At 61.0% G+C, this 21,752-nt stretch carries 16 protein-coding genes and 1 tRNA gene; 11 read left to right on the top strand and 6 right to left on the bottom strand.

Annotation, left to right across the window (positions count from 1 at the left end; genetic code table 11):
- The first annotated feature begins 541 nt into the window (after positions 1-541).
- The 3 genes from PQU92_RS16470 to PQU92_RS16460 all read left to right on the top strand — a co-directional run bounded on the left by PQU92_RS16470 (position 542) and on the right by PQU92_RS16460 (position 4,924).
- Positions 542-2,251 (top strand): ATP-dependent nuclease, encoded by a 1,710-nt coding sequence (locus PQU92_RS16470; RefSeq protein WP_272749354.1) that lies wholly within the window; start codon positions 542-544, stop codon positions 2,249-2,251.
- Positions 2,244-3,659 (top strand): UvrD-helicase domain-containing protein, encoded by a 1,416-nt coding sequence (locus tag PQU92_RS16465; protein WP_272749353.1) that lies wholly within the window; start codon positions 2,244-2,246, stop codon positions 3,657-3,659. The genes PQU92_RS16470 and PQU92_RS16465 overlap by 8 nt, the downstream gene beginning before the upstream one ends.
- Before the next feature lie 167 nt (positions 3,660-3,826).
- On the top strand, positions 3,827-4,924 hold the full coding sequence (locus PQU92_RS16460) for a hypothetical protein (RefSeq protein ID WP_272749352.1): 1,098 nt from the start codon (positions 3,827-3,829) through the stop codon (positions 4,922-4,924).
- A 174-nt stretch (positions 4,925-5,098) separates the two neighbouring features.
- Here the strand turns inward: PQU92_RS16460 and PQU92_RS16455 are convergent.
- Positions 5,099-5,175, bottom strand: a tRNA-Arg gene (locus PQU92_RS16455).
- A 113-nt stretch (positions 5,176-5,288) separates the two neighbouring features.
- Entirely contained in the window at positions 5,289-5,681 is a 393-nt protein-coding gene (locus PQU92_RS16450) for a response regulator (RefSeq protein WP_272749351.1), read from the bottom strand.
- Positions 5,682-5,801: 120 nt separating this feature from the next.
- Here PQU92_RS16450 and PQU92_RS16445 point away from each other — a divergent pair, with 120 nt between their 5' ends.
- The gene (locus tag PQU92_RS16445) at positions 5,802-6,551 is read left to right on the top strand and encodes a Crp/Fnr family transcriptional regulator (protein ID WP_272749349.1); all 750 of its coding nucleotides are present in this window, start codon (positions 5,802-5,804) and stop codon (positions 6,549-6,551) included.
- Positions 6,548-7,180 (top strand): maleylacetoacetate isomerase, encoded by a 633-nt coding sequence (gene maiA / locus PQU92_RS16440; protein WP_272749348.1) that lies wholly within the window; start codon positions 6,548-6,550, stop codon positions 7,178-7,180. Before PQU92_RS16445 ends, maiA begins: the two co-directional genes overlap by 4 nt.
- A 97-nt stretch (positions 7,181-7,277) precedes the next feature.
- Here the strand turns inward: maiA and PQU92_RS16435 are convergent, their stop codons facing one another.
- A complete protein-coding gene (locus tag PQU92_RS16435; protein WP_272749347.1) occupies positions 7,278-8,498 on the bottom strand; it encodes a multidrug effflux MFS transporter in 1,221 nt (406 codons plus the stop codon).
- 77 nt (positions 8,499-8,575) lie between these two features.
- Here PQU92_RS16435 and PQU92_RS16430 point away from each other — a divergent pair, with 77 nt between their 5' ends.
- Genes PQU92_RS16430 through PQU92_RS16415 form a run of 4 tightly spaced genes read left to right on the top strand, consistent with a single transcriptional unit; the run spans position 8,576 to position 12,787 of the window.
- Positions 8,576-9,166, top strand: a complete 591-nt coding sequence (locus PQU92_RS16430) for a nucleotidyltransferase family protein (protein WP_272749346.1) — start codon at positions 8,576-8,578, stop codon at positions 9,164-9,166.
- Positions 9,167-9,226: 60 nt separating this feature from the next.
- Positions 9,227-9,700, top strand: a complete 474-nt coding sequence (locus PQU92_RS16425) for a (2Fe-2S)-binding protein (RefSeq protein WP_272749345.1) — start codon at positions 9,227-9,229, stop codon at positions 9,698-9,700.
- A 1-nt stretch (position 9,701) separates the two neighbouring features.
- Positions 9,702-11,891, top strand: a complete 2,190-nt coding sequence (locus PQU92_RS16420; protein ID WP_272749344.1) for a xanthine dehydrogenase family protein molybdopterin-binding subunit — start codon at positions 9,702-9,704, stop codon at positions 11,889-11,891.
- Positions 11,888-12,787: an XdhC family protein gene (locus PQU92_RS16415; protein ID WP_272749342.1), complete on the top strand. Its 900-nt coding sequence runs from the start codon at positions 11,888-11,890 to the stop codon at positions 12,785-12,787. The genes PQU92_RS16420 and PQU92_RS16415 overlap by 4 nt, the downstream gene beginning before the upstream one ends.
- Here the strand turns inward: PQU92_RS16415 and PQU92_RS16410 are convergent.
- Both PQU92_RS16410 and PQU92_RS16405 read right to left on the bottom strand, forming a co-directional pair.
- The gene (locus PQU92_RS16410) at positions 12,774-13,139 is read right to left on the bottom strand and encodes a c-type cytochrome (RefSeq protein WP_272749341.1); all 366 of its coding nucleotides are present in this window, start codon (positions 13,137-13,139) and stop codon (positions 12,774-12,776) included. The genes PQU92_RS16415 and PQU92_RS16410 overlap by 14 nt on opposite strands.
- Before the next feature lie 74 nt (positions 13,140-13,213).
- Positions 13,214-16,756, bottom strand: a complete 3,543-nt coding sequence (locus PQU92_RS16405; RefSeq protein WP_272749340.1) for an EAL domain-containing protein — start codon at positions 16,754-16,756, stop codon at positions 13,214-13,216.
- Positions 16,757-16,934: 178 nt separating this feature from the next.
- Here PQU92_RS16405 and PQU92_RS16400 point away from each other — a divergent pair, with 178 nt between their 5' ends.
- Both PQU92_RS16400 and PQU92_RS16395 read left to right on the top strand, forming a co-directional pair.
- Positions 16,935-18,110: a pilus assembly protein TadG-related protein gene (locus PQU92_RS16400; protein ID WP_272749339.1), complete on the top strand. Its 1,176-nt coding sequence runs from the start codon at positions 16,935-16,937 to the stop codon at positions 18,108-18,110.
- 46 nt (positions 18,111-18,156) lie between these two features.
- On the top strand, positions 18,157-18,807 hold the full coding sequence (locus tag PQU92_RS16395; protein WP_272749338.1) for a response regulator: 651 nt from the start codon (positions 18,157-18,159) through the stop codon (positions 18,805-18,807).
- A gap of 438 nt (positions 18,808-19,245) precedes the next feature.
- Here PQU92_RS16395 and PQU92_RS16390 read toward each other — a convergent pair whose 3' ends face one another.
- On the bottom strand, positions 19,246-21,564 hold the full coding sequence (locus PQU92_RS16390) for an EAL domain-containing protein (protein ID WP_272749336.1): 2,319 nt from the start codon (positions 21,562-21,564) through the stop codon (positions 19,246-19,248).
- Positions 21,565-21,752: the final 188 nt, after the last annotated feature.

The following is a 21,752-nucleotide window of genomic DNA, read 5'->3' as shown; positions in this document are numbered from 1 at the left end:
ACCCATTGGCAACATCCCACCAGCCGAGGCCGAACAACTCTACTACGCTGCCCTCGACACTTTAGAATTGGCCGCGTAACTTAAACCAATGAGCCTCCGGCAAAGCCGGGGCGGTTCAAATTCATATTGCTGAAATGATCCATGCCGCGCCTGACGGCCACAGTTCCATAAGTGTAATCCAATTTAATTGCGGGGGATGTTATGCAAATGTTTAAGGGCAAGTCGCCCAAACAGATTGTCGCGCTGGTCATGGGCGTATCGGCTTTAGCTGTAACTGCTGGCGCAGTGGTGTCTGCCGTTGGCACGACCGGTCGGACACGACATCCTACACACTCGATAGTCCGACGGACAGCACTGTTGGATATTGGGAGGGACGGTATTTTAAGCACATCAAATAAACAGTGCGGGAGAAACACGTTCATGGGTAGTCGTGCGACTTCTGCATAGCGTGAATGTCAAAAAGTCAGAAAAACGTAATTCGCCGTTGCAATTAGAGGGAGACTGTAATTATCAGTTGAGTCCAAAATAAGGGGGAAGCGGAATGGCACGGGTGCGGCACATAAAAATTGAGAATTTCCGCTGCATCAAAGATCTCATATGGATGCCGGGAGAAGGCATCAATTGTCTGATTGGACCCGGTGATGCCGGAAAATCTTCAATATTGGATGCGCTGGATTTTTGTTTGGTGGCGCGCCGAGCGCTATCGTTCACCGATGCGGACTTTCACAACCTTGATGTCTCCAGACCGATAAGAATTACAGTCACCGTTGGCGATCTCGATGACTCACTAAAAAGCCTCGAAACTTACGGCAGTTATCTGCGCGGGTACCATGCGGCAACGGGTCTAATCGAAGATGAGCCCGAAGCGGGAGCCGAAACCGTTTTGAGCATTTGCCTTACCGTCAACAGCGACTTGGACCCAGTCTGGACATTGCTATCGGATCGTGCCGAAGCAACCGGTCAAAAGCGTTTTCTCACGTGGAGTGATCGTGCACGCTTATCTCCCACACGGGTAGGGGCGCTCGCTGATCATCATTTAGCATGGCGACGTGGCTCGATACTGAACCGGTTATCGGACGAAAAGCCCGACATGGCGGCGGCGTTGGCGGATGCCGCCAGAAATGCTCGCGTCGCGTTCGGTGACATCGCGGATGCTCAATTTAGGGAAACTCTTCAAATCGTAACGCAAACAGCCGGAGAGCTGGGGATTTCGTTAGATGGTGAATTGAAAGCCATGCTTGACGCGCACGCCATTTCATTCAACGGCGGCACTATCGCATTGCACGGAGCCAACGGCGTACCGTTGCGTGCGCTCGGTGTAGGCTCGACTCGACTGCTTCTCGCGGGTTTACAGCGTAAGGCTGCGAAAGACGCTAGCGTTATCATGATAGACGAGTTGGAGCATGGCCTAGAACCCCACCGCATCATGCGCTTACTGGGGTCAATTGGAGCCAAAGAAAATCCACCGCCGTTGCAGGCATTTATCACTACCCATTCCCCAGTAGCTGTGCGGGAGCTACGTGGAGATCAGCTTTACGTAGTACGCAAAGAAGGCGACCAACACGAAGTTAGGTCGGTGGGAACTGATGACGAAATACAAGGTACTATCCGGCTTTATCCTGAAGCGTTCTTAGCCAAGTCGGTGATTATATGCGAAGGAGCCAGCGAAGTTGGTTTACTGCGCGGCCTAGACCAACATCGTGCGGCTTCAGGGCAGACATGTCTCAGCGCCTCTGGGGTGTCGTTTGTCGATGCCAAGGGCGTAAACCAACTTTACAATCGGGCGCGAGCATTTGAGGCTCTCGGCTATCGCGTGGCAGTGTTGCGTGATGACGACGTGTCACCAGATGCTATCGCCGAGGCAATTTTTTTAGGCAGGGGGAATGCGGTTTTCAAATGGCGTGCGGGGTGTGCATTAGAAGATGAATTGTTTTTAGCGTCGTCAGATCAAACCGTCGTTGCGCTATTGGTCCGAGCGATTAGCCTATTTGACCAAAGCACTATTGAAGCACATATTCGTACAGCGTCTGTCAATCAGGCAGGGTTAGATCAATGTGTAATCCCAATTAACCCGATCGTCCGACCTTGGTTGGGGTTAGCGGCACGGAGCAAATCCAATGCGTGGTTTAAATCTGTCTCAAAAATGGAAAGCGTTGCAAACGATGTGATTTTCCCTAATCTTGCGACAGCTGACCGTCAGTTCAATGGCGTGATAAGCGCGATCGAGAGTTGGGCGCATCAGGATGCCTGAAATCGATTTGCTTGATGTCGAACGCGGCACGATTACAGCGCCTGCGGGATGTGGGAAAACTCACCTGATCGCTGATGCATTGGCAAGGCACAGTGGATCAAAACCGATACTTGTTTTAACACATACGAATGCGGGAGTTGCGGCGCTTCGTGGTCGTTTAGATCGAGCCAACGTTTCTCCTTCCCTCTATCGTTTGACAACAATTGACGGGTGGGCAATGCGCCTCTTGACGCTTTTCCCGCAGAGAAGTGGCCATGATCCGCGCATCTTATCGATAACAGACCCTAGACACCACTATCCAGCAATTCGTGAACACGCACGCCTGCTGCTGGCCGGAAGGCATATTCATGACATTCTCGCCGCGACCTATGAACGCCTTATCGTCGATGAATATCAAGACTGCTCTATTCCGCAACACGAGATAGTCCGCCACGCCAGCGCTGCACTCCGCACTTGCGTGCTTGGAGACCCTTTACAAGCCATATTTAACTTTGCCGGACCAACCGTTGACTGGGAAGGTCAGGTACGCCTAACGTTTCCTAACGCGGGGGAATTGGGTACACCTTGGCGATGGATTAATGCGGGAGAAGAAGCGTTCGGGCGATGGCTGCTTAGCATCAGACCTATCCTGTTCGCTGGTGGTTCGATTGATCTGGGTGCCGCCCCACCTAATGTCCAATGGGTTCCACTTAATGGTGCGGACGACTATCGACTCCGTTTACAGGCTGGCTCTGTTCCTCTGCCTCATAACGATGGGCGCGTGCTTATTATGGCAGATGCTACGAACCCCACAGGTCAAAGAGAATTTGCTGGACAAATACCGGGCGGCGTTACCGTCGAGAATGTTGATATGCGCGATTTGGTAGCATTTGGGGAACATTTTAATTTGGCATCTCCCAACATCACCAGCCACGTAGTTAATTTTGCGGGTAGCGTTATGACAAATGTTGGTGCCTTCGCAATGCTTCAAAGGCTTGACAGTCTGCGCGCCGGTCGAGCACGAAACCCAGCATCACCAGCGGAGCAAGCGGCTCTTACCTTTGCGGAAAATCCTACGTATTCAGGTGCAGCGATATTACTCGAAGAGATTGGGAAACAAGGCGGTGTTCGAGCCCACCGCCCTGCGATTTTACGAGGAGCATTCGATGTTCTAAAGGCCTGTATAGGAACTGACGGCATTCTTCCAGCCGCAGCAGCCACCTCAGTCCGAGAGCGCTCTAGGCTAATTGGAAGGCCGTTGGCCAAGCGTACTGTTGGGAGCACGCTTCTCCTTAAGGGGTTGGAGGCTGATATCGCAGTCATTTTAAACCCGTCAGTTATGGATCGTCGGCATCTCTATGTCGCAATGACAAGGGGGGCCAAACAGCTTATTATTTGTACCCAAAACAGACTTTTGCGTCCCGCTTAATCCAGTATGACGGTCAAGCTATCTGCGATACAAAAGGCGATGGCTTCGCCAATTGGCTGTGCATTTTGGTTCAGACTTCAACAAAATCCTTCCCCTGATCAGTCATTGGGTTACGCTTATGATGGGACAGACGTTTCTGAGGCCCCCTCTTTCAGAGGAGTGCCGATATGTGGCCGGAAGACCTGTTCAAATACGTTCTTGCCAATCTCGCAGACGAAATCATCACCACCGACATTGAGAATGTTCAGCCCATGCGGTGCGACCGTTGGGTAGCGCGTAGCGCCTTGCAGAAGGCCATACGCAGGGGTGATGTTGCCATTGCCCTGTCGGCGACCGCCAACCTTCTGGAGCATGACTCAAGGGCCTTCTGGCGGCATCTGGTCGTCGTCGCGCTGGAAGACCTTGGCGTGGTCTCTATGGACACCGTGGCCTCCATAGTGGCCGCGTCCCGCAACAAGGCGTGGCGGACCCGCATGGGTGGGGAATGGCGTGTCGCGGCCTATCTGGTCACCAAGATGGCCGGGGAGCGGCATTGCCAAGCTGTTTGTGATCTGCTGATGAGGGTTCTAAACGACCCTGTGCAAGCCACCGAGATGGCTCAGATGCTTGAAGCCGACTGCCCGGAACTGGCCGGTGTGCTTCTGGACGAGGACGCACCTATAGAGCGCCGTGCGGCCGCAGCGCTGGCTATGGGCGGCGGATTGGCTGAGGAACAGCGGATACGTCAGCCGGACGCCGTGTTTCATGTCCTGTCGTCTCTGACCTCCAGCAGCCACGTCATCGCTATTGCTCATGCCGCATGGAAGACGAGCCGGAACGAGATGGCGTTTTTGCTGCCCTTGGTCTGGCGGGAGTGGGTAGGCGCGGAGAGCGACATCGAGACCGACGATGGCTTCCGGGCCGGACGCATGATCGACGGCGTGCCGACCTATGCGCTGGATCAATTTACCCGGATTGGCGGGATAGCCGCTTCGCAGTTTGTCCGGCAAAATCCGACGCTGGCTAAGATGTTCGACGCGGCAGGACAGCGCTCCAGTTCACACGGTCGGCTGGTCGGAAACCTGACGTTCGTACTGGATGGGGGAATGGTAAAGCGCCGGGTGCGCTGGCCGTTGGCGGATCGTTTGCGCCAACCATTCAGGCCGCTACCGGGTGTTTTCGCGGTGGGAAACACTCTGTTCTCAGCCATCGACTACATGACCGCCAAAGCCTCGGAAATGGATGATTTACGGGTGACAACCTTTCAATCGTACCGACCAGACTAACGCGATGTAGGTGCGTCATAAGGCGATAATGGAAAGATGCAGCGCTGTAGGCCGACTCACATCGTTGCCAAAGAATGCGAGTCGATAGCGCGTTTTTCCATCCTCCTGCTTCCGCAGTGCTTCCGTAGCCCAAAACCACTAAAAGCTAAAATCTTCGGAAACCCTTATGAGGTATGGCGCACCCAGCACGATTCGAACGTGCGACCTTTGCCTTCGGAGGGCAACGCTCTATCCAGCTGAGCTATGGGTGCTGATGACGCAGGTGGCGTAAAGCGACGCCTGCGGGATGCGGCGGAACCTAAGCTAAAGCGCTCAGGCGCTCAATGGCAAAATGCGTCCGATCGCTATTTTCCGTTTATAAGCGTCAGATCTCGCCCAGATGCGCCGTCAGCAGGCGCCGCAGGGTGTCGCCGGTAAAGGGCTTCGGGATATAGTCGTCCATCCCGGCGGCAAACCCTTTTTCACGATCCCCCAGCAGCGTATGGGCGCTCATGCCGATGACGGGAACCTCAGCGATATCTCCGGCGGCCTGTGCCTCACGGATGCGCCGCGTGGCCTCAAGCCCATCCATGACCGGCATTTCAATGTTCATCAGAACGAGGTCGTAGGTCCGGTGCCTCAGGCGTTCGATAGCATCGGCGCCATTCGTCACCACATCGACGGCCATGCCGAAGCTGTGCAGCAGCATACGGGCGATTTCGGCGCTGCGCGGGTCGTCGTCCGCCAGCAGCAGGTGGTTATATAAAGAGGTGGGCATCCCGTAAGGGCCTCGTAAAACGGCTCAATATTGAATCTTTACCCTCTCCATAGCTTTCTGAACCTCGGCCTGTATGCGCACTCGTACACACAGGCGCATCGAATCAGGGAATATTTCGCGATGACTCTTTCCGTGGCGCCGATGATGACCGGCAGCAACCTCCTGATGGCCTTGCAACCGGGCGACCGCAAGCTGTTGCAGGCGCATTTCGAACTGGTCGAGGTGGGGACCGGCGATGTCCTGTTCGAAGCCGGGGACATCGTGCGGTACGCGTGGTTTCCGCTGGGGGCGACGCTGGCTTCGTTCATGGTCTTGCTGGACGATGCGCGGGGCGTGGAGACGGCGCTGATCGGGCGCGAAGGCGCCATCGGCGGCATCGTCAGTCAGGGCCGCTTGCCGGCGTTTTCGCGCGCGCAGGTACAGTTCGCCGGACCGATGCTGCGTATCGAGGTCGCCGAACTTGAACGCGCCAAGCTGGCCTCGCTCAGCCTGCGTCACTTCTTCGCGCGCTATGCCGATTGCCTGCTGGCGCAGGTGTTTCAGGCGGTAGCCTGCAACGCCACGCACACGATCGAGCAGCGGGCGGCGCGCTGGCTGTCGTCGGCGATAGACCGTACCGGTGACAACGTCATCCCGCTGACTCAGGAACAGCTGGCCGGAATGCTGGGGGTCGGGCGCAGCTATGTGGGCCGGGTCATGGGGGCCATGAAACGCGCCGGGGTTCTGGAAACCGTGCGCAGTCGCATCTTCGTCCATTCCCAGGACGATCTGCGCCGTCTATCCTGCGGCTGCAACGCTCTGGTGCAGGCCCATTTCGATGAGGTGCTGAAGGGCGTCTATCCCGAATCGAGTGAGAACGTGGCGGAATGAAACTTCACGGCTATTTCAGGTCTTCGGCAGTGTGGCGGGTCCGGACCGTTCTGGCGCTCAAGGGGCTGACCTATGCGCACGTCTTCCATCATCTGCGCAAGGGCGAGCAGTCGGCGCCGGACTATCTCAGGCTCAATCCTCAGGGCCTGATCCCGGCGCTGGAAACCGACGACGGCGCGGTGCTGACGCAGTCACTGGCTATTTGCGAATATCTGGACGAGGTCTATCCGGCGGTGCCGCTATTGCCGTCCGATCCGGTGCTGCGGGCGAAGGTGCGGGCGTTCAGCTATGCCATTGCCTGCGAGATTCACCCCTTGCAGAATTTGAAAATCCTCAAGCGGCTCAAAGGGCTGGGTTTCGATCAGGCGCAAACCGACCAGTGGGCGCAGACGGTGATCGCGGACGGTTTCGACGCCTGCGAGCGGCTGCTGGACGGGCAGGCAGGGCCCTATGCGTTCGGTGAGGCGGTGACGCTGGCCGATGTCTGTCTGGTGCCTCAGATGAGCAATGCCCGGCGGTTCGGTGTCACCCTGCGCTGGCCGCGTCTGCAGGCGGTCGAGGCGGCGTGTCTGGCGCTGCCCGCGTTTCAGGCCGCGCGCCCGGAAGCCCAGCCGGACTTTGAAGGTTAAAGCGCATGCCGAAAAGTGTGCAACGGTTTTCGGAATCAAATGCGCGATAAAACAAAAACCTAGAGCATCTCCCGATCCAACCAGATCGGGAGATGCTCTAGGCGGGATTGCGGTAAAGGTGACCCTTTTCGGCCAGAGCGATGAGCGTCATAGCGCCGATCCCCAGTCCCAGCGCCGACAGGGGCAGCAACCACACGCCGCCGACCCAGAACTGACCGATCCATGCCCCGATGAAACCGCCGCCGACCATGGACAGGACGCCCTGAAGCGAGGCGGCGGTGCCGGCGACATGGCCGACCTTTTCCATGGCGATGGCGGTGAAGTTCGAGGTGCACATGGCCATGCACATCATGGTCGCTGCCTGAAGGATCGTAAAGCTGAGCAAGGTTTCCCTGCCGCTCAGGGCCCAGAGGAAATGGATCGTGGCTATGACGATGACCCCGGTCAGCGAGCGGTGCGACATGACGCGCGTCCCCAGCTTTTCGACCAGCTTGATATTGGTGAAGGCCCCCACCGCCATGGCCCCGGCGCACAGGGCGAAGACGAGGCCCAGCATGACCGGCTTATGGAAGACTTCGTCGAAGATCTGTGGCATCAACGACAGATAGGACAGGATCATCGCCGTCATCAGCATGACGGCCAGCGAATAGCCGAGCGAGGTGCGCTCCGACGCGATGAACCCGGCGACGCGGACGAACTTGCCGGGGGAAGGGGCATAGCGCACCTCCGGATCGAGGGTTTCGGGGAGCCGCAGCCACACCCACAGAGCCACGAGCGCTCCGGCACCGGTCAGGACGAAGAAGATACCGCGCCACGGCAGGCCGAGCAAAATCAGCTGCCCCAGACTGGGGGCCAGGATCGGCACGGCGAGGAAGACGACGTGGGCGGTCGACAGCATCTTGGCCATCTGAGCACCGGAATAGAGGTCGCGGATCGCCGAGCGCGGGATGACGCTGGCCGCCGCGGCCGCCATGCCCTGAAAGAAGCGCAGGATCAGCATGTGCTCAAGGTCGGTGACCAGCGAGACGATGAACGAGATGACGACGTAGGCGATCAGGCCGCCGAGCAGGACCTTGCGCCGCCCCAGCCAGTCCGACAGGGTGCCGCAGATGAACTGACCCAGACCGATCCCCATGAAGAAGACCGAGATAATCAGCTGTAGCCGGTTGGGATTGTCGACGCCGAAGGCCTGACCCATGACGGGCAGGGCCGGCAGCATGGTATCGACGCTCAACGCGGTCGCGGCCATGCAGGCGGCGATCAGGGCGACGAATTCCGGAAACGGCGGGATGGTCTTTGGAGGGAGGTCGAGACGCATGACGCGCTCCCTATACCCCCTTGTGGTTAATTTTGGAACGGTTTGTTTTATAAATCGACCTGTGGCAGGCTGACGGGATGCACGCCGAAGATACGACCCTGATTTTACTGGCCAGCGGACGCTCCGAACGCTTCGGCGCGACGGATAAGCTGACGGCGGACCTGTACGGGAAGCCGCTGGCGCTGCATGCGGCGACGCGATTGGTGGCATTACCGTGGCGCTCAGCTAAGGCGACCATTGCCGATGATGGGCTGCGCGGTCCGCTGGAAAGGCTGGGATATACGGTCGTCGTAAGCGAAGGGCCTGAGGCCGGGATGGGCGACAATCTGGCGCGGGCCGCCGCCGGTATAGAAGAGGGCACGGTGCTGGTGGCGCTGGCCGACATGCCGTTCGTCACGGCAGACCATATCGAGGCCTTGCTCAGGGCGGCGACGTCGCCTCAGACCATTGTCGTCAGTCGCGCCGGGCCGATGCGCGCGCCGCCGGTGCTGTTTGGGGCCGTGCATTTGCCAGCGCTGCAACGCCTCACAGGTGACGAAGGCGCGCGACGGATTCTCACCGCTCGCGCCGTTGACGTAATTGACGTCGAAACCGCGGCGCAGATCCTGTTCGACATCGATACGCCGCAGGATATTGAGGCGGCGCGAAGACTGAAAATACCGCTTTGACGTCGATATAAATGAGATAGTCTCAACGCCATAAAAACTACCCTGCCGAGGGATCGCATCATGAAGCTGACCATCAATGGCAAGGTCCTCGACCGGGACCTGCCCGAAGATATGCCGCTCCTGTGGGCGCTACGCGACGAATTCGACCTGCCGGGCACCAAGTTCGGCTGCGGCGTGGCGCAGTGCGGGGCGTGTACCGTGCATGTGGACGGCGCACCGGTCCGGGCCTGCATCACGCCCATCGGCTCGCTGGACGGCGCAAAAATCACCACCATCGAGGCCATCGCTCAGACGCCGCAAGGCAAGGCGCTGCAAAAGGCGTGGCTGGAGATCGATGTCATGCAGTGCGGCTATTGTCAGGCCGGTCAGATCATGAGCGCGGCGGCCTTGCTGAAAGACACGCCGAAACCCACCGATGCCGATATCGACGCGGCGATGGACGGCAATCTGTGCCGCTGCGCCACCTATCAACGCATCCGCGCCGCCATCAAAAGTGCGGCGGGTATGGCCGTTGCCGACACGCGGGAGGTCTGAGATGGACGATTTTCAACCCTCACGTCGTCTGTTTCTGGTGTCCGGTGTCGCCGCCGGGGGCGGTTTGCTGATCGGGTTCGGGGCCTCCCGGACCGAGGCTCAGGCGGCGGCAGCGCAAATGACCGATTACGTCGCGGTGGCACCCGACGGCACGGTCACCATCCGGGCCAAGAATCCCGAGGTGGGGCAGGGCGTCAAAACCATGCTGCCCATGTTGATCGCCGAGGAGATGGACGCCGACTGGACGAAGGTGCGCATCGAGTCGGCCCCGGTCAATGAAAGCGTCTATGGCAATCAGACGGCGGGCGGATCGACCACCACGCCGACCAATTACGACCCCATGCGCCGGGTAGGGGCTGTGGTGCGGTCGATGTTCGTGCAGGCGGCTGCCGAACAGCTCAAGGTCAATGGCGCGGCCCTGACCACGGCGAAGGGCGTGGTGACGCACAAGGCGAGCGGCAAGACGCTAGCCTACGGCCAGTTGGCGGCAGCGGCAGCCAAGATCACCCCGCCCGACCCGAAGGTCATGGTGTTGAAAGACCCGTCCGAATTCACCATCATCGGCAAGACCCAAGCTGGCTACGACAGCCCGAAGATCGTCGAGGGCAAGCCGATCTTCGGTATCGACACGGTCGTGCCGGGGATGAAATACGCGGTGCTGGCCAAGCCACCGGTCTATGGCGCGAAGTTCAGGTCCGCCAATCTGGACGCCATCAAGAATCTGCCGGGGGTGACGCACGTCTTTACCTTAAGCGGCTCGGGCGATTTCAAAGGCTTGCAGGATGGCGTGGCCATCGTGGCGGACAAATGGTGGTACGCCAAATCGGCCCGCGATCAGCTTGAGGTCGTCTGGGACGAAACGCTTGGCGCGCCGCATGATACCGCGACCTATGCCGCTCAGGCCGAGGCGCTTCTCAAGGGTTCCGGCGAAACCATCCGCAGCAAGGGCGACGTCAAGGCCGCTCTGGCCGGCGCCGCGAAAACCGTCGAAGCCGTCTATGACACGCCGTTCATCGCGCACGTGGCGCTGGAGCCGCAGAACTGCACGGCGAAGGTGGCGGGCGATACGGTCGAAATCTGGGCCCCGACTCAGGCCCCCGGTAGTGGTCGCAAGCTGGTGGCGAAGGCGCTCGGTATCGCGGAGGACAAGATCACCGTCCATATGGTGCGCGGCGGTGGCGGCTTCGGGCGGCGGCTGGAAAACGACTATATGGTGGAAGCGGCGGCCATCGCGCAGAAGGCTGGTGTGCCGGTCAAGCTGCTGTGGACGCGCGAAGACGACGTCGCCTACGACTTCTTCCGACCCGGCAATAGCCATCGCCTGCAGGCCGGACTGGATACCGACGGCAAACTGATCGCCTATCGCGCGCACGGGGTAACCTATGGCCGCGGCGGCAAGCCGACTCAGGGCGCGGGCATCATTCCGCACGATTTCCCGCAGCAGGTCGCGCCGAATTTCGGGCTTGAGCAATCCCTGATCGAAACCCTGATCCCGACGGGCTATCTGCGCGCGCCGTCGTCGAATGCCCTGGGCTTCGTCCACGAATGCTTCCTCGATGAGGTTGCTCACGCGGCGGGCAAGGACCCGTTCGACTTCCGACTGGAACTGATTGCCGCGCGTCAGGCCCTGCCACCGGAGACGCCGAATGGCCGGGCTCCGGGATATAATTTCAATCGGATCAAGGCCGTACTTGACGATCTTAAGGTGCGCTCCGGTTGGGGCAAGACCGAGCTACCCAAGGGTGTCGGTATGGGCATGGCGACCTATTTCAGCCATCGCGGTTACTTTGCCGAGGTGGCCAAGGTGAAGGTCGACAGCGACGGCAACTGGCGCGTACTCAAGGTCTGGGCGGTCGGCGATGTGGGGTCGGTGATCATCAATCCGTCGGGGGCGCGCAATCAGGTCGAGGGCTCGGTCATGGACGGCATCGGCGAAATGCTGCACGAAATCACCTTCGAAAAGGGCCGCGCGGTTCAGACCAACTTCCACGAAATTCCCATGATCCGCATGTCCGCCGCGCCGCAGGTCGAGGTCCATTTCATCCTCAGCGACAATCCGCCGACGGGGCTGGGTGAACCGGCCCTGCCGCCGGTCATTCCGGCGGTGTGCAACGCGATCTTCGCGGCGACCGGGATACGCATCCGCAAACTGCCGCTCCTGCCGGAGACGCTGGTGGCCGCGAAGGCGTGACCGAGGTTCTCGATATCGCCGTTCCGGCCTATGCCGACTATGTGCTCGACGCCCTGCGCGACTGGCGGCGCGACGGGCTGAAGACGGCGCTGCTGACCCTGATCGGGGTCGACGGGTCGTCGCCCCGGCCGTTGGGCAGTCAGATCGCGGTGGCCGAAGACGGGCGGGCCCTGGGCGCCATCACGGGAGGCTGCGCTGAACAGGCCTTGGTGCGTGATGCGCTGGACGCCATGGCACGGGGCCGGAACCATGTGGAACTGTATGGCGAGGGCTCGCGCTTTCGCGACATCGTCCTGCCGTGCGGGTCGGGCATCCACGTGGCCTTCGATGTGACGCTGGATGATCGGACGCTGGATGACCTGATCGCCGCCCGCCGGGTGCGGCAGCGAGCGGTCTATCGCATCGAAGCCTATGCGCGTGTCTATCCGCCGCAAGCGCGGCTGGTCGTCATCGGGCAGGGCCATATCGTGCCCGCTCTGGCGCAACTGGCGCAACTCAACGAAATGCCGGTGATTATCTACAGCCCGGACGAGGCAACGCGTCAGCGCAGCACCCCGTTCGGCAGTATCCATCCGCTACGGTCGCCCAGAGACTGCGATTACGACCTGCTGGATGAGGCCACGGCGCTGGTTTGCCTCTTCCACGATCACGATTACGAGGCGGAGATACTGGCCGCAGGTTTGCACTCGCCGGCGTTTTACATCGGCGCACTGGGCAGCCGCCGGACCCATGTGCAGCGGCTGGAAGCCCTGCGTGCGCAGGGCTTTGACGCCGCGGCGCTCACCCGCATCCACGGGCCGGTCGGGCTCGATATCGGGGCGCTGACGCCGCCGGAGATCGCCTTGTCGGTCATGGCCGAGGTGGTCGCCGCTTATCGCGGACTCAGTTCGCCTTGAGATAGGCGATGATGTCGGCGCGCTTCTTGGCGTCCTTGGTGGGCGCCATGCTCATCGATGTGCCGGGTACGGTGGCGCTGGGGTTGGCCAGAAAGGCGTCGAGCTGCGCTTCGGACCACGCCGGGGCCTTTTTCATGGCCGGGGAATATTTGAACTTCGGATCGGTGGCGGCCTTTTTGCCGACAATGCCGGACAGGCTGGGGCCGATGCCGGTCGCGCCGGGCTTGATCGAATGGCAGGACATGCAGGCCCCGAAGGCCTTTTTGCCCGCCACGGCGTCGCCAGCGACCTGAGCGTGAGCCGCAGATGTCAGAAGGCCGAACGTCGCGGCCAGAAGGAGAACGGATTTCATCGGTGTGCCTGTTTTTATTTATCTTACTATTGAACGGGCAGCTTACAGAAATACGTCGCATGGTAAATCGGATTTTATCCCGCTTTTGCAACGGGGGCCTTCAGTCGCGCGGCAAATTCGCCTTTCGACAGGGGCTTGGAGAACAGATAGCCCTGCAGGCCGTGGACGCCCGCCGATTTGAGGTGGCGGTGCTGGCCGGCGGTTTCGATCCCTTCGGCAACGACCTGCATCCCGAAGGCGCGCCCGATGCCGGTCACGGCCTGAATGATGGCCAAAGCTTCCAGGGCCGGACGGGCCTCGCCGTCGAGCGCTACGACGAATTCGCGATCGATCTTGATCTTGTCGAACGGATAGCGATGCAGGGCCGTCAGGGACGAGTAGCCGACCCCGAAATCGTCGAGCGCCAGCTTGAAGCCCAGCGTCCGCAGGCGTTCGAACAGGCGTTTCATCTTTTCGGGCTCGCCCAGAATGGCGGTTTCGGTGACTTCGAGCACGAAGCGGCGCGGCGGGAAGCCCATCTCTTCGAACAGGGCGGTCAGGCCGCTAGTAAAATCCGGCTGGTCCAGTTCGATCGGTGAGACATTGATGGCCAGCGGTAATTCGCCGAACAGATGCGCGTCTTTCAGCACCTGACGACGGATATAGGCCCCCAGTTGCACGATCAGGCCCGAGCGTTCGGCCAGCGGCACGAACAGGGCGGGGCTGATCACCGGCGTATCGGTGGCGGGCCAGCGGATGAGGCATTCCGCCGACAGGATCGTTTCACCGAGCCGGTCGAAGATCGGCTGATAGACCATTTCCAGCGTTCCGGCGGCCATCGCGGCTTCGAGGCGGCGCAGGATTTCCGTTTCTTCCGCCGTAAAGCCATCGCGCGCGACGACCGCAGGGGCGACCGCCGGCAGGGTCCCTTCCAGCCGCTGGTCGAGGGCGGCCAGGGTGCGTTTCAGCGCGTCGCTCAAGGCGGCGGCCTCGGACTGGGTGGCGTCGCGCCCATCGCTGCGTATGGCGTTTTCGATGGCGGCGGCGGCGGTCGCCACGGCCTTGGCCCCCAGATTGAGGCTCATCGATTTCATCGCGTGAGCGCTGGAGGCCACGCGGTCATTGTCCTTGTCGCGCAAGGCGTCATGAAGCGCGGCCAGCGCTTCGGGTACGTGGCGGCGATAGAGGCCCAATACGCGGTCGACGAATTCGCCGCGCCCCTGACGGCGACCGTCGAGGAAGGTGGCGAAGACGGTCTCGTCGAACAGGCCATCGAAAGAGGGGGCGAAGGCGGCGGTGGGATCGTTCGCCATAGTGGGCGCTTCATACGCGGCGGTCGCGATGGATTCCGGGGCGGCCTGCGCCAGCTCCGGCGGCAGGAAGGTGCTCAGGATGTCGCCCAGCGCTTGTAGCGTGAACGGTTTGTGCAGGATGGCATCCATGCCCGCCTCGCGCCACGCCGTCGCCGCCGCGCCGACCACGTGCGCGGTGAGGGCGACGATGGGCGTGCGGTCCTGCGTTTCCTGCGCGCGCCAGCGTTTCGACGCCTCGAAGCCGTCCAGCACCGGCATGGAACCGTCCATCAGCACCAGATCGAAGCGTTCCGCCGCCATACAATCCAGCGCCGCCTGACCGTCATTGGCGGTGACGCAGACAATGCCGAAGCGCGACAGCGACTCGGCGGCGACCTCGCGGTTGACCTCGGCATCATCGACCACCAGCACACGGGCCTCAGGGTAAACGGTCCCGGCCGTCCATACCGCTGTTTCAGGCGCACTAAGCACCAGAGGTTCACCGTCACGCAGGCACTGAATGAGCTGGTCGAGGTCGCGGTGACGGGCCGGACGCGGCAGGACGGCGGCGCAACGTCCGCTTTTCAGCCAGCTATCGGCCTCGGTGTCTTCGGCATCGGCCAGCAGCACGAGCGTGCGCGGATCGGCATTGAGCTCACGCCGCGCCGCGCTGTCGGCGATCACCAGCGCCGGACGACCGTCTGTTACCGCACCGGCGGCCTTGAAACGGGTTCTCAGGGCGTGGGCCTCGGCGCGCCCATGCACGGCGATATGGACGCAATGGCCGTCCAGCATGGGCGGTGCCGCGCTGGGCGCATCGGCCAGCGCGGGCAGGCGGACATGGAACTGAGTGCCCCCCCTCTTATGAATCGTTTCTTGTTCGGAGGTGACCGCGATGCCGCCGCCCATGGCTTCGACAAGCCGTTTCGCGATCGACAGACCGAGGCCCGTGCCGCCGAAGCGCCGCGTCGTCGTCTGGTCTTCCTGGGTGAAGGCGCCGAAAATGCCGGAAAGCTTGTCCGCGGCGATGCCGATGCCGGTATCGGCGACCACCAGCCGCCAGAACCCCGGATCACGATCCGGCAGCAGCCGGATCGTCACATGGCCGGTCTCGGTGAATTTCAGGGCGTTGGAAACCAGATTACTCAGAACCTGCCCCAGACGCACGGCATCGGCGGGGGCGATGCGCGGCGCGTCCGGTTGCACGAAGGCGACCAGTTCGAGGCCTTTTTCCCGCGCCTTGGCGTGGAACAGGCTGATGGTGTCGTCGATCAGGTCGAGCAGATCGACCTCGGTAATTTCGACGTCCATCTTCCCCGCCTCGATCTTGGAAAAATCGAGAATGTCGTTGATGACGGCCAGCAGGCTGCGACCGGATTTGGCGATGGTCTGGGCGTGGCGGCGGGCCTTGGGCGGCAGGCTTTCCGCCGCCAGAAGCTCGGCCATGACCATTACCCCATTCATCGGGGTGCGGATTTCGTGGCTCATCGTGGCCAGAAATTCCGACTTGGCGGCGTTGGCGGCGTGGGCCTCGTCGCGGGCGACCAGATAGTCGCGCGTCCGTTCGGCGACGTCCGCCTCAAGCCCCTTCATCTGGGCGTCGATGCGGCGGTCGCGCTGGGATATGGCGTCCAGCATGGTGTTGAAGCCGTCGACCAGAGCCCCGACCTCGTCTTCGGAGCGCCGCTCGACCGGGTGGGAGAAATCGCCAGTGTGGGCGATCTGGCCGACCGTGGCGGTTAGTTCCGCCAGCGGACGGGTCATGGCCTGCTGCAGGCGTCGCGCAATGATCAGGGCGACGATAAGCGCTCCGGTGGCCAGAGCGGTAATACCGGCCAGGGACAACAGGAGGCTTTGCCAGAGACCCTGAGCGCGATGGACGACGCTGACCTTGCCGATGACGGCACCGTCGCTGACGATGGGGGCCTCGACCTGCACCGAACGGGTCAGCAGGAGCGCCGACAACGACGGGTGTCGGGTATCGGCGCCGACCACCACATCGGTTTTCAGCCGCGCGCCGGAACCGGTCTCGGCCAGCACCTCGCCATCGGCCAGTTCGACCCGGGCATAGTTGATCCCCGGCGTGCGCGATACGGCGCGGATGGCGGTGAAGGCCTGCCCGGCGTCACGCGCCTCGACGCCTTGGGCGACGCTGGAGGCCAGAACCTCGGCGGCAGTCTTCATCACCGACCAGCGATTGTCGGCGTGACGCTGGGCTTCGTTGACCACGAACAGGGCGGCCACCGGCAGGGTGCAGAACAGGACGCAGGCAATCACCAGGCGATTCAGGCGCCGGGCGATGGAGGTATGGCGCGAAGCGGGCGCGGACGAAGAGGCGGGGATCATGCGACTTTCGGGGCAGCGTAGGGTCATGCTCTACCACAGGAAGCGTTACGAGCCTCTTAACCGGCGTAAACCTTTGGCTTTTAATAAATCTTAATAGGCATATGTAAAGATTGCCAATAACCAATCCGGATTGGGCAATCGAGTGACGCGTTTTTTTCTTTCCTGTACCCGTGGAAACATGGCCCTGACCACAGGGCTGGTCGCCGTGCCGCTGCTGATGGCGGCCGCGGGTGGGGTGGAATTTGCCTCCGCGCACAAGGAACGCGCCCAGATGCAGGACGCCGCCGACGCCGGGGCTCTGGCCGGGGCGGGCAAGCTGGCGGTCGCCACCTACAATCAGAACACCGACGGCATCCGTCAGATCGCGGTCGATACGGCGATGGATCAGTTGAACGATCTGCCGAAATCGACCTCGGTACAGTTCACTGCCGAGGTCGACCTGACCAAGGGCCTTGTTACCGTTACGGGTGTCGCCGACCGTAAATCCCTTATGGGCTTCATGAAGATCGGCGAAACCAGAATGTCGGTCGTGGCTCAGGCGGAAAACCTGCAAAAGGTGCCGCTCTGCGTGCTTCAGACCATGGACGGCGGTCTGTCGGTCGAGAATACGGCCTATATCAAGGCGCCGGGCTGCGCCATTCACGCCAATCACGACATCAATGTCACGGCCAGCGCCATGATCGAGGCCGACCGCATTCAGGCGGCGGGCAAGGTTAGTGGGGTCACCAAGCCGCAGGGCAATTCAGGCGCCATGACCATCCCCGATCCGTTTACGGATATGGACCTCAAGCCGCCCCTGCCGTGCCTGCCTGTTTCCATTAGAGCGGTCCTAATCAAAAGCACTACAATTTATTTACCGCCCGGCGTTCATTGCGATATCTTGCAGGTCGTCGATTCCGGTAAACTCTACCTTTTGCCGGGCGAGCACTATTTCATGTCTCCTTTGAGTCTGGCGGGAAAAGGTCAGATTGAGGGAGACGACGTGGTGTTGATCTTCGGCGGCAAGCAGAAGTTCGATTTCGCCGATAATGGTGAGGTGCGTATTTCGGCACGCCGTTCGGGCAAGTTCGCCGGCTTCCTGATCGTTACGTCGCGTGACAATACGCAGAAATTCACCATTAAGTCCGACCGCGTCAGCCAGCTTCTGGGGACCATCTATATCCCCAATGCCGAGCTGGAAATCGAAACCGCCGGCAGTGTGGCTCAGGATTCCGCCTGGAGCGTCATCGTGGCGCGGACCCTGACCTTGCGCAAGGATCCGGTGCTGGTTATCAATAACCGCTATGCTGGCTCCGGTGTGCCGGTGCCGCAGGGCGTCGGCCCTTCACGTATAGCCCCTGTATTGACCAAGTAATCGTGCGTAAACTCAGTATTCGACCATCCCCGCAAGGTCACCGTGTATGAGCCACCATTTCGTCTCCTTTGAATCCGCTCGGCTTCTGGTCGTCGACGACGATCCGATCCTGCGCGAATTCGCCGTGTCGCACCTGTCCACCGACGAGGTGACGGTCGAGGTGGCCGAAGACGGCGAGGCGGCCTGGCGCATCCTGTCCAAGCAGGATTTCGATATCGTCCTGCTCGATCTCGACATGCCGCGCATGGACGGCTTCGAACTGCTGGGCCTGATGCGCGCCGATCCGCGCCTGAGGCACGTGCCGGTCGTCGTGGCGACCGGGCGCGAAGACATGGTGGCGGTGGACAAGGCCTTTGCGTCGGGGGCCACCTCCTTCGTCGTCAAGCCGCTGAACTGGCGGTTGATTTCGCATCAGTTGTCCTATGTCCTGCGCAATGCCCGCGACGAGGCGGCGGTGCGCGGTGCGCTGAAGCAGCTTCAGGACGACAATATGCTGAAAGGCGAGGTGCTGCGGTTGTCGCACGGCAAGCTGAGCGACTCACTGACGCGGCTGATGCAGTTGACCGACGATATGGAGGGGCTGGCGGTCGATGCGGCGCTGGCCGGGGCGGTGAAAAAGATGCGCGACACGACCCGTACCATTCAGACCCTGCATGCCGACATGGCGCGCGCCATGGCCCTGATCCAGAGAAGCTAAGCTTTTCAGCCACCCAGACGCAAGAAAAGCCCCGCAAGGGGCTTTTCGCGTTTTGTGTTCGGTAGGTCAGGGGATACTAGATCCAGTAACCGAAAAGCCAATCCCACATGGTGATGCCCTCTACGTGTACGCGCAGCCTGATCGCTGCAAGAGTCTATTTACCATTAATAATTGAGCTTAACAAGCATTAACCCTGTTTTTTTACGTCTCATTAAGCGTATTTGACTCCCTTTGCGGGAAACCCGCAGAAAATTCAAAGTTTAGGGCAAGCGGGTGGGTTGAGTGTGCGGCATTCGGTCACCGATCAACAGTATTTAATGACAACGCTCAGCTATTGGTGCGTTGTTTTTGAATAGCGGCGGGCGTTACCTTGCGTAAAGGCAAAACAAAACCCCCTTCGCCGGAACGAAGGGGGTTTTGTTTTTCACACCGGTGGTTTTAACCGTGACGGATTTGTGCCACGTCGGCGGCCATGCGCGCCAGGAAGGCCTTGGACTCCATCGGGCGGGCGATATAGTAGCCCTGACCGACGTCGCAGCCCATGCGCGACAGAAGCGAAATGACCTCGATGGTCTCGATCCCTTCGGCGACGGCTTTCATGCCGAGCGCGTGGGCCAGCTGGATGGTCGAGCGCATGACGGCGCGGTCGGCCTTGTCGGTGCAGATATCCTGCGTGAAGCGGCGGTCGATCTTGAGTTCGGTCGCCGGAATCTTGCGCAGATATTCCAGCGTCGACAGGCCGGTGCCGTAATCGTCGATCGACAGGCCGATCCCCATGGCGCGGAACTCGGCCATCAGCAGGCTGGGGGTCTCGTTCTGCGCGATGGCCAGGGTCTCGGTGATTTCGAGGATCAGGCAGGTCGGATCGACCTCGTGCCGGGCCAGGGCACCGCGCACCATGTCGAGAATATCACGCGAGACCAGCAGGCTGGGCGAGATATTGACCGAGATGCGGAAGTCCGGCTTGTCGGCCAGTACGCTCCTGGCCACTTTCAGCGCATCGTTCAGCACGAAATCGGTCAGGCGGTCGATGCGACCGTGCTTTTCGGCCATTTCGACGAATTCGACCGGGCTGACCGGGCCGCGCACGGCATGGGTCCAGCGCACCAGGGCCTCGGCCCCGATCAGTTCCTTGGAATAGAGGTCCATCTTGGGCTGATAGGCGACCCAGATGTCGCCCTTGTCGAGCGCCTCGTCCAGTTCGCCCAGCAGCGACAGGTTCCATTCCTTCTGACCGGTCAGCGACGGGTCGTGCAAACGCCAACGCGTGCCGTCCTGTTCGGCGGCGTGGGCGGCGGCCAGCGCGCTGGTCAGGCGGTGCGACAGGGGCAGGTTGAATTCGCGGTCGAGGCCGAACGAGATATCGACGTCGAAGGCGTTGCGCTGGACGCGGATGGGGCTGCGGAAGATGACGTGCAGCGCCATGAACTGCTCGATCAAAAGGTCGTGGTCGTAGAGATTGGACAGCCAGAAGAAGTTGCCGTCGTCGCCGTGATAGAGCTGTGCGCCACCGGCCCCCAGTTCAAGACGCGCGACAATCTCCTTGATCAGCAGCTTTTCGGCTTCGGGGGGCAGGGCGCTGACCACCTCGGCGTAGCGACGGATGCGCGCGGCGACCAGCTGGCGGCCGTCCTGACCGTCGTCGTGGCGGATGGCGTTTGTCGTATAGAGGCCCGATACCGGGTTGATCGTGCCGCCCTTTTTCTGACGCGCGCCGAAACGCCGCCACAGGTTCAGTACGGCCACCATGCCGAGCAGCGACAGGCCGCCCATGGCTTCGGCAAAGATGTTGAAGGCTTCCAGAACGCCCGGCGCGACCAGCAGGACCAGCGCCGTCGCGGTGAGCGCCACGCGCCTGAACGGCAACGGTTTGGCGTTCAGGGCGTAGGCCGCCGCACACGCCGCCAGCAGCCAGCCGGGCAGCCAGCCGAGGTTCAGCGGCTTGCCCGCCTTGAGGGTTTCGGCACCCATGACCACAACCACGGCTTCGGGCGAACGGTGTCCCTGACCCAGAACGGCCAGTTGCTCGCCCAGCCCCGGGGCGTTGAAGCCGATGACCACATCCTTGCTACGCACGACGCTGCCGCCATGGCCCGACAGGACGTCGGCGGCGCTGACATAGGGGATCGAGCTGGCGTCGAAGGCGTAGTTGATCGGAAAGCGTTCCCCGGCCTTGCCCGTCACGCCGGACAGGGCGGATTCGATGGATTCGAGGTCCTTGCCGCCGATGGTCGAACGGTACGGAACCGCCGAGACGCCGCGCCAGAAGCCGACGAAGCGCGCCATGGAGACGGTCTGCACCTCGTCGCTCAGGGCGGCGGCGGGCAGGACGTCGCGGCCCTTGCGCCGGCCCAGCCGGTAATCGACGGTGGCCGCCGCATAGACTTGGCCCGGGTGGCGGGAAAAGGTTTCGGCCAGTAGGTTGTTGCTGGTTTCGCCCTGATCCTGAAGCGGCAGGGTGAAGAAGACGCGCGTCGCACCGTCGGCGAACAGCCGGTCGGTGAGGGCGGACAGGTGTGCGGATTTCCATGGCCACGGGCCCAGCGCCGCCAGGGCGGGCTCATCGAGGCCGACGACCGCGATATCGCCGCTGACCGGCTTTTCCATCACGGCATTACGCGTCGTGCGCAGGAACAGTTCCAGCGGGTTGCCGATTTCGATCACGGTGAACAGGGCCGAGAGACCGAGCAGGACAACCAGCGCCCCCGGCTTGCGGAGGCGGGCTTTAAACGTGGAAAAGGCGTGGGCAAACTTCATATACAATACCTCGGCCCGCTCACAGTAATTTCAAATTATTAGGAAACTACAAATAGGTGCATGAATTCTGGATAAAATTTTTCGTTTAGTTTTTGTTTACTGTAACGATGGCGGACATTATTATAAATAATGCCGTTATATTTAGCGTCCTGAGGCGCAGCGCCGTGTTACGCGGTGGAAACAAATTG

Origin of the sequence: Asticcacaulis aquaticus (assembly GCF_028550415.1) — a bacterium.
GTDB lineage: Bacteria > Pseudomonadota > Alphaproteobacteria > Caulobacterales > Caulobacteraceae > Asticcacaulis > Asticcacaulis aquaticus.
This window is presented reverse-complemented; position numbering and strand designations above follow the sequence as displayed.

Coding starts and splice junctions, on each gene's coding strand:
- PQU92_RS16470 (WP_272749354.1), top strand. CDS start 542: ATGGCACGGGTGCGGCACATAAAAATTGAGAATTTCCGCTGCATCAAA.
- PQU92_RS16465 (WP_272749353.1), top strand. CDS start 2,244: ATGCCTGAAATCGATTTGCTTGATGTCGAACGCGGCACGATTACAGCG.
- PQU92_RS16460 (WP_272749352.1), top strand. CDS start 3,827: ATGTGGCCGGAAGACCTGTTCAAATACGTTCTTGCCAATCTCGCAGAC.
- PQU92_RS16450 (WP_272749351.1), bottom strand. CDS start 5,681: ATGCCCACCTCTTTATATAACCACCTGCTGCTGGCGGACGACGACCCG.
- PQU92_RS16445 (WP_272749349.1), top strand. CDS start 5,802: ATGACTCTTTCCGTGGCGCCGATGATGACCGGCAGCAACCTCCTGATG.
- maiA (WP_272749348.1), top strand. CDS start 6,548: ATGAAACTTCACGGCTATTTCAGGTCTTCGGCAGTGTGGCGGGTCCGG.
- PQU92_RS16435 (WP_272749347.1), bottom strand. CDS start 8,498: ATGCGTCTCGACCTCCCTCCAAAGACCATCCCGCCGTTTCCGGAATTC.
- PQU92_RS16430 (WP_272749346.1), top strand. CDS start 8,576: ATGCACGCCGAAGATACGACCCTGATTTTACTGGCCAGCGGACGCTCC.
- PQU92_RS16425 (WP_272749345.1), top strand. CDS start 9,227: ATGAAGCTGACCATCAATGGCAAGGTCCTCGACCGGGACCTGCCCGAA.
- PQU92_RS16420 (WP_272749344.1), top strand. CDS start 9,702: ATGGACGATTTTCAACCCTCACGTCGTCTGTTTCTGGTGTCCGGTGTC.
- PQU92_RS16410 (WP_272749341.1), bottom strand. CDS start 13,139: ATGAAATCCGTTCTCCTTCTGGCCGCGACGTTCGGCCTTCTGACATCT.
- PQU92_RS16405 (WP_272749340.1), bottom strand. CDS start 16,756: ATGATCCCCGCCTCTTCGTCCGCGCCCGCTTCGCGCCATACCTCCATC.
- PQU92_RS16400 (WP_272749339.1), top strand. CDS start 16,935: ATGGCCCTGACCACAGGGCTGGTCGCCGTGCCGCTGCTGATGGCGGCC.
- PQU92_RS16395 (WP_272749338.1), top strand. CDS start 18,157: ATGAGCCACCATTTCGTCTCCTTTGAATCCGCTCGGCTTCTGGTCGTC.
- PQU92_RS16390 (WP_272749336.1), bottom strand. CDS start 21,564: ATGAAGTTTGCCCACGCCTTTTCCACGTTTAAAGCCCGCCTCCGCAAG.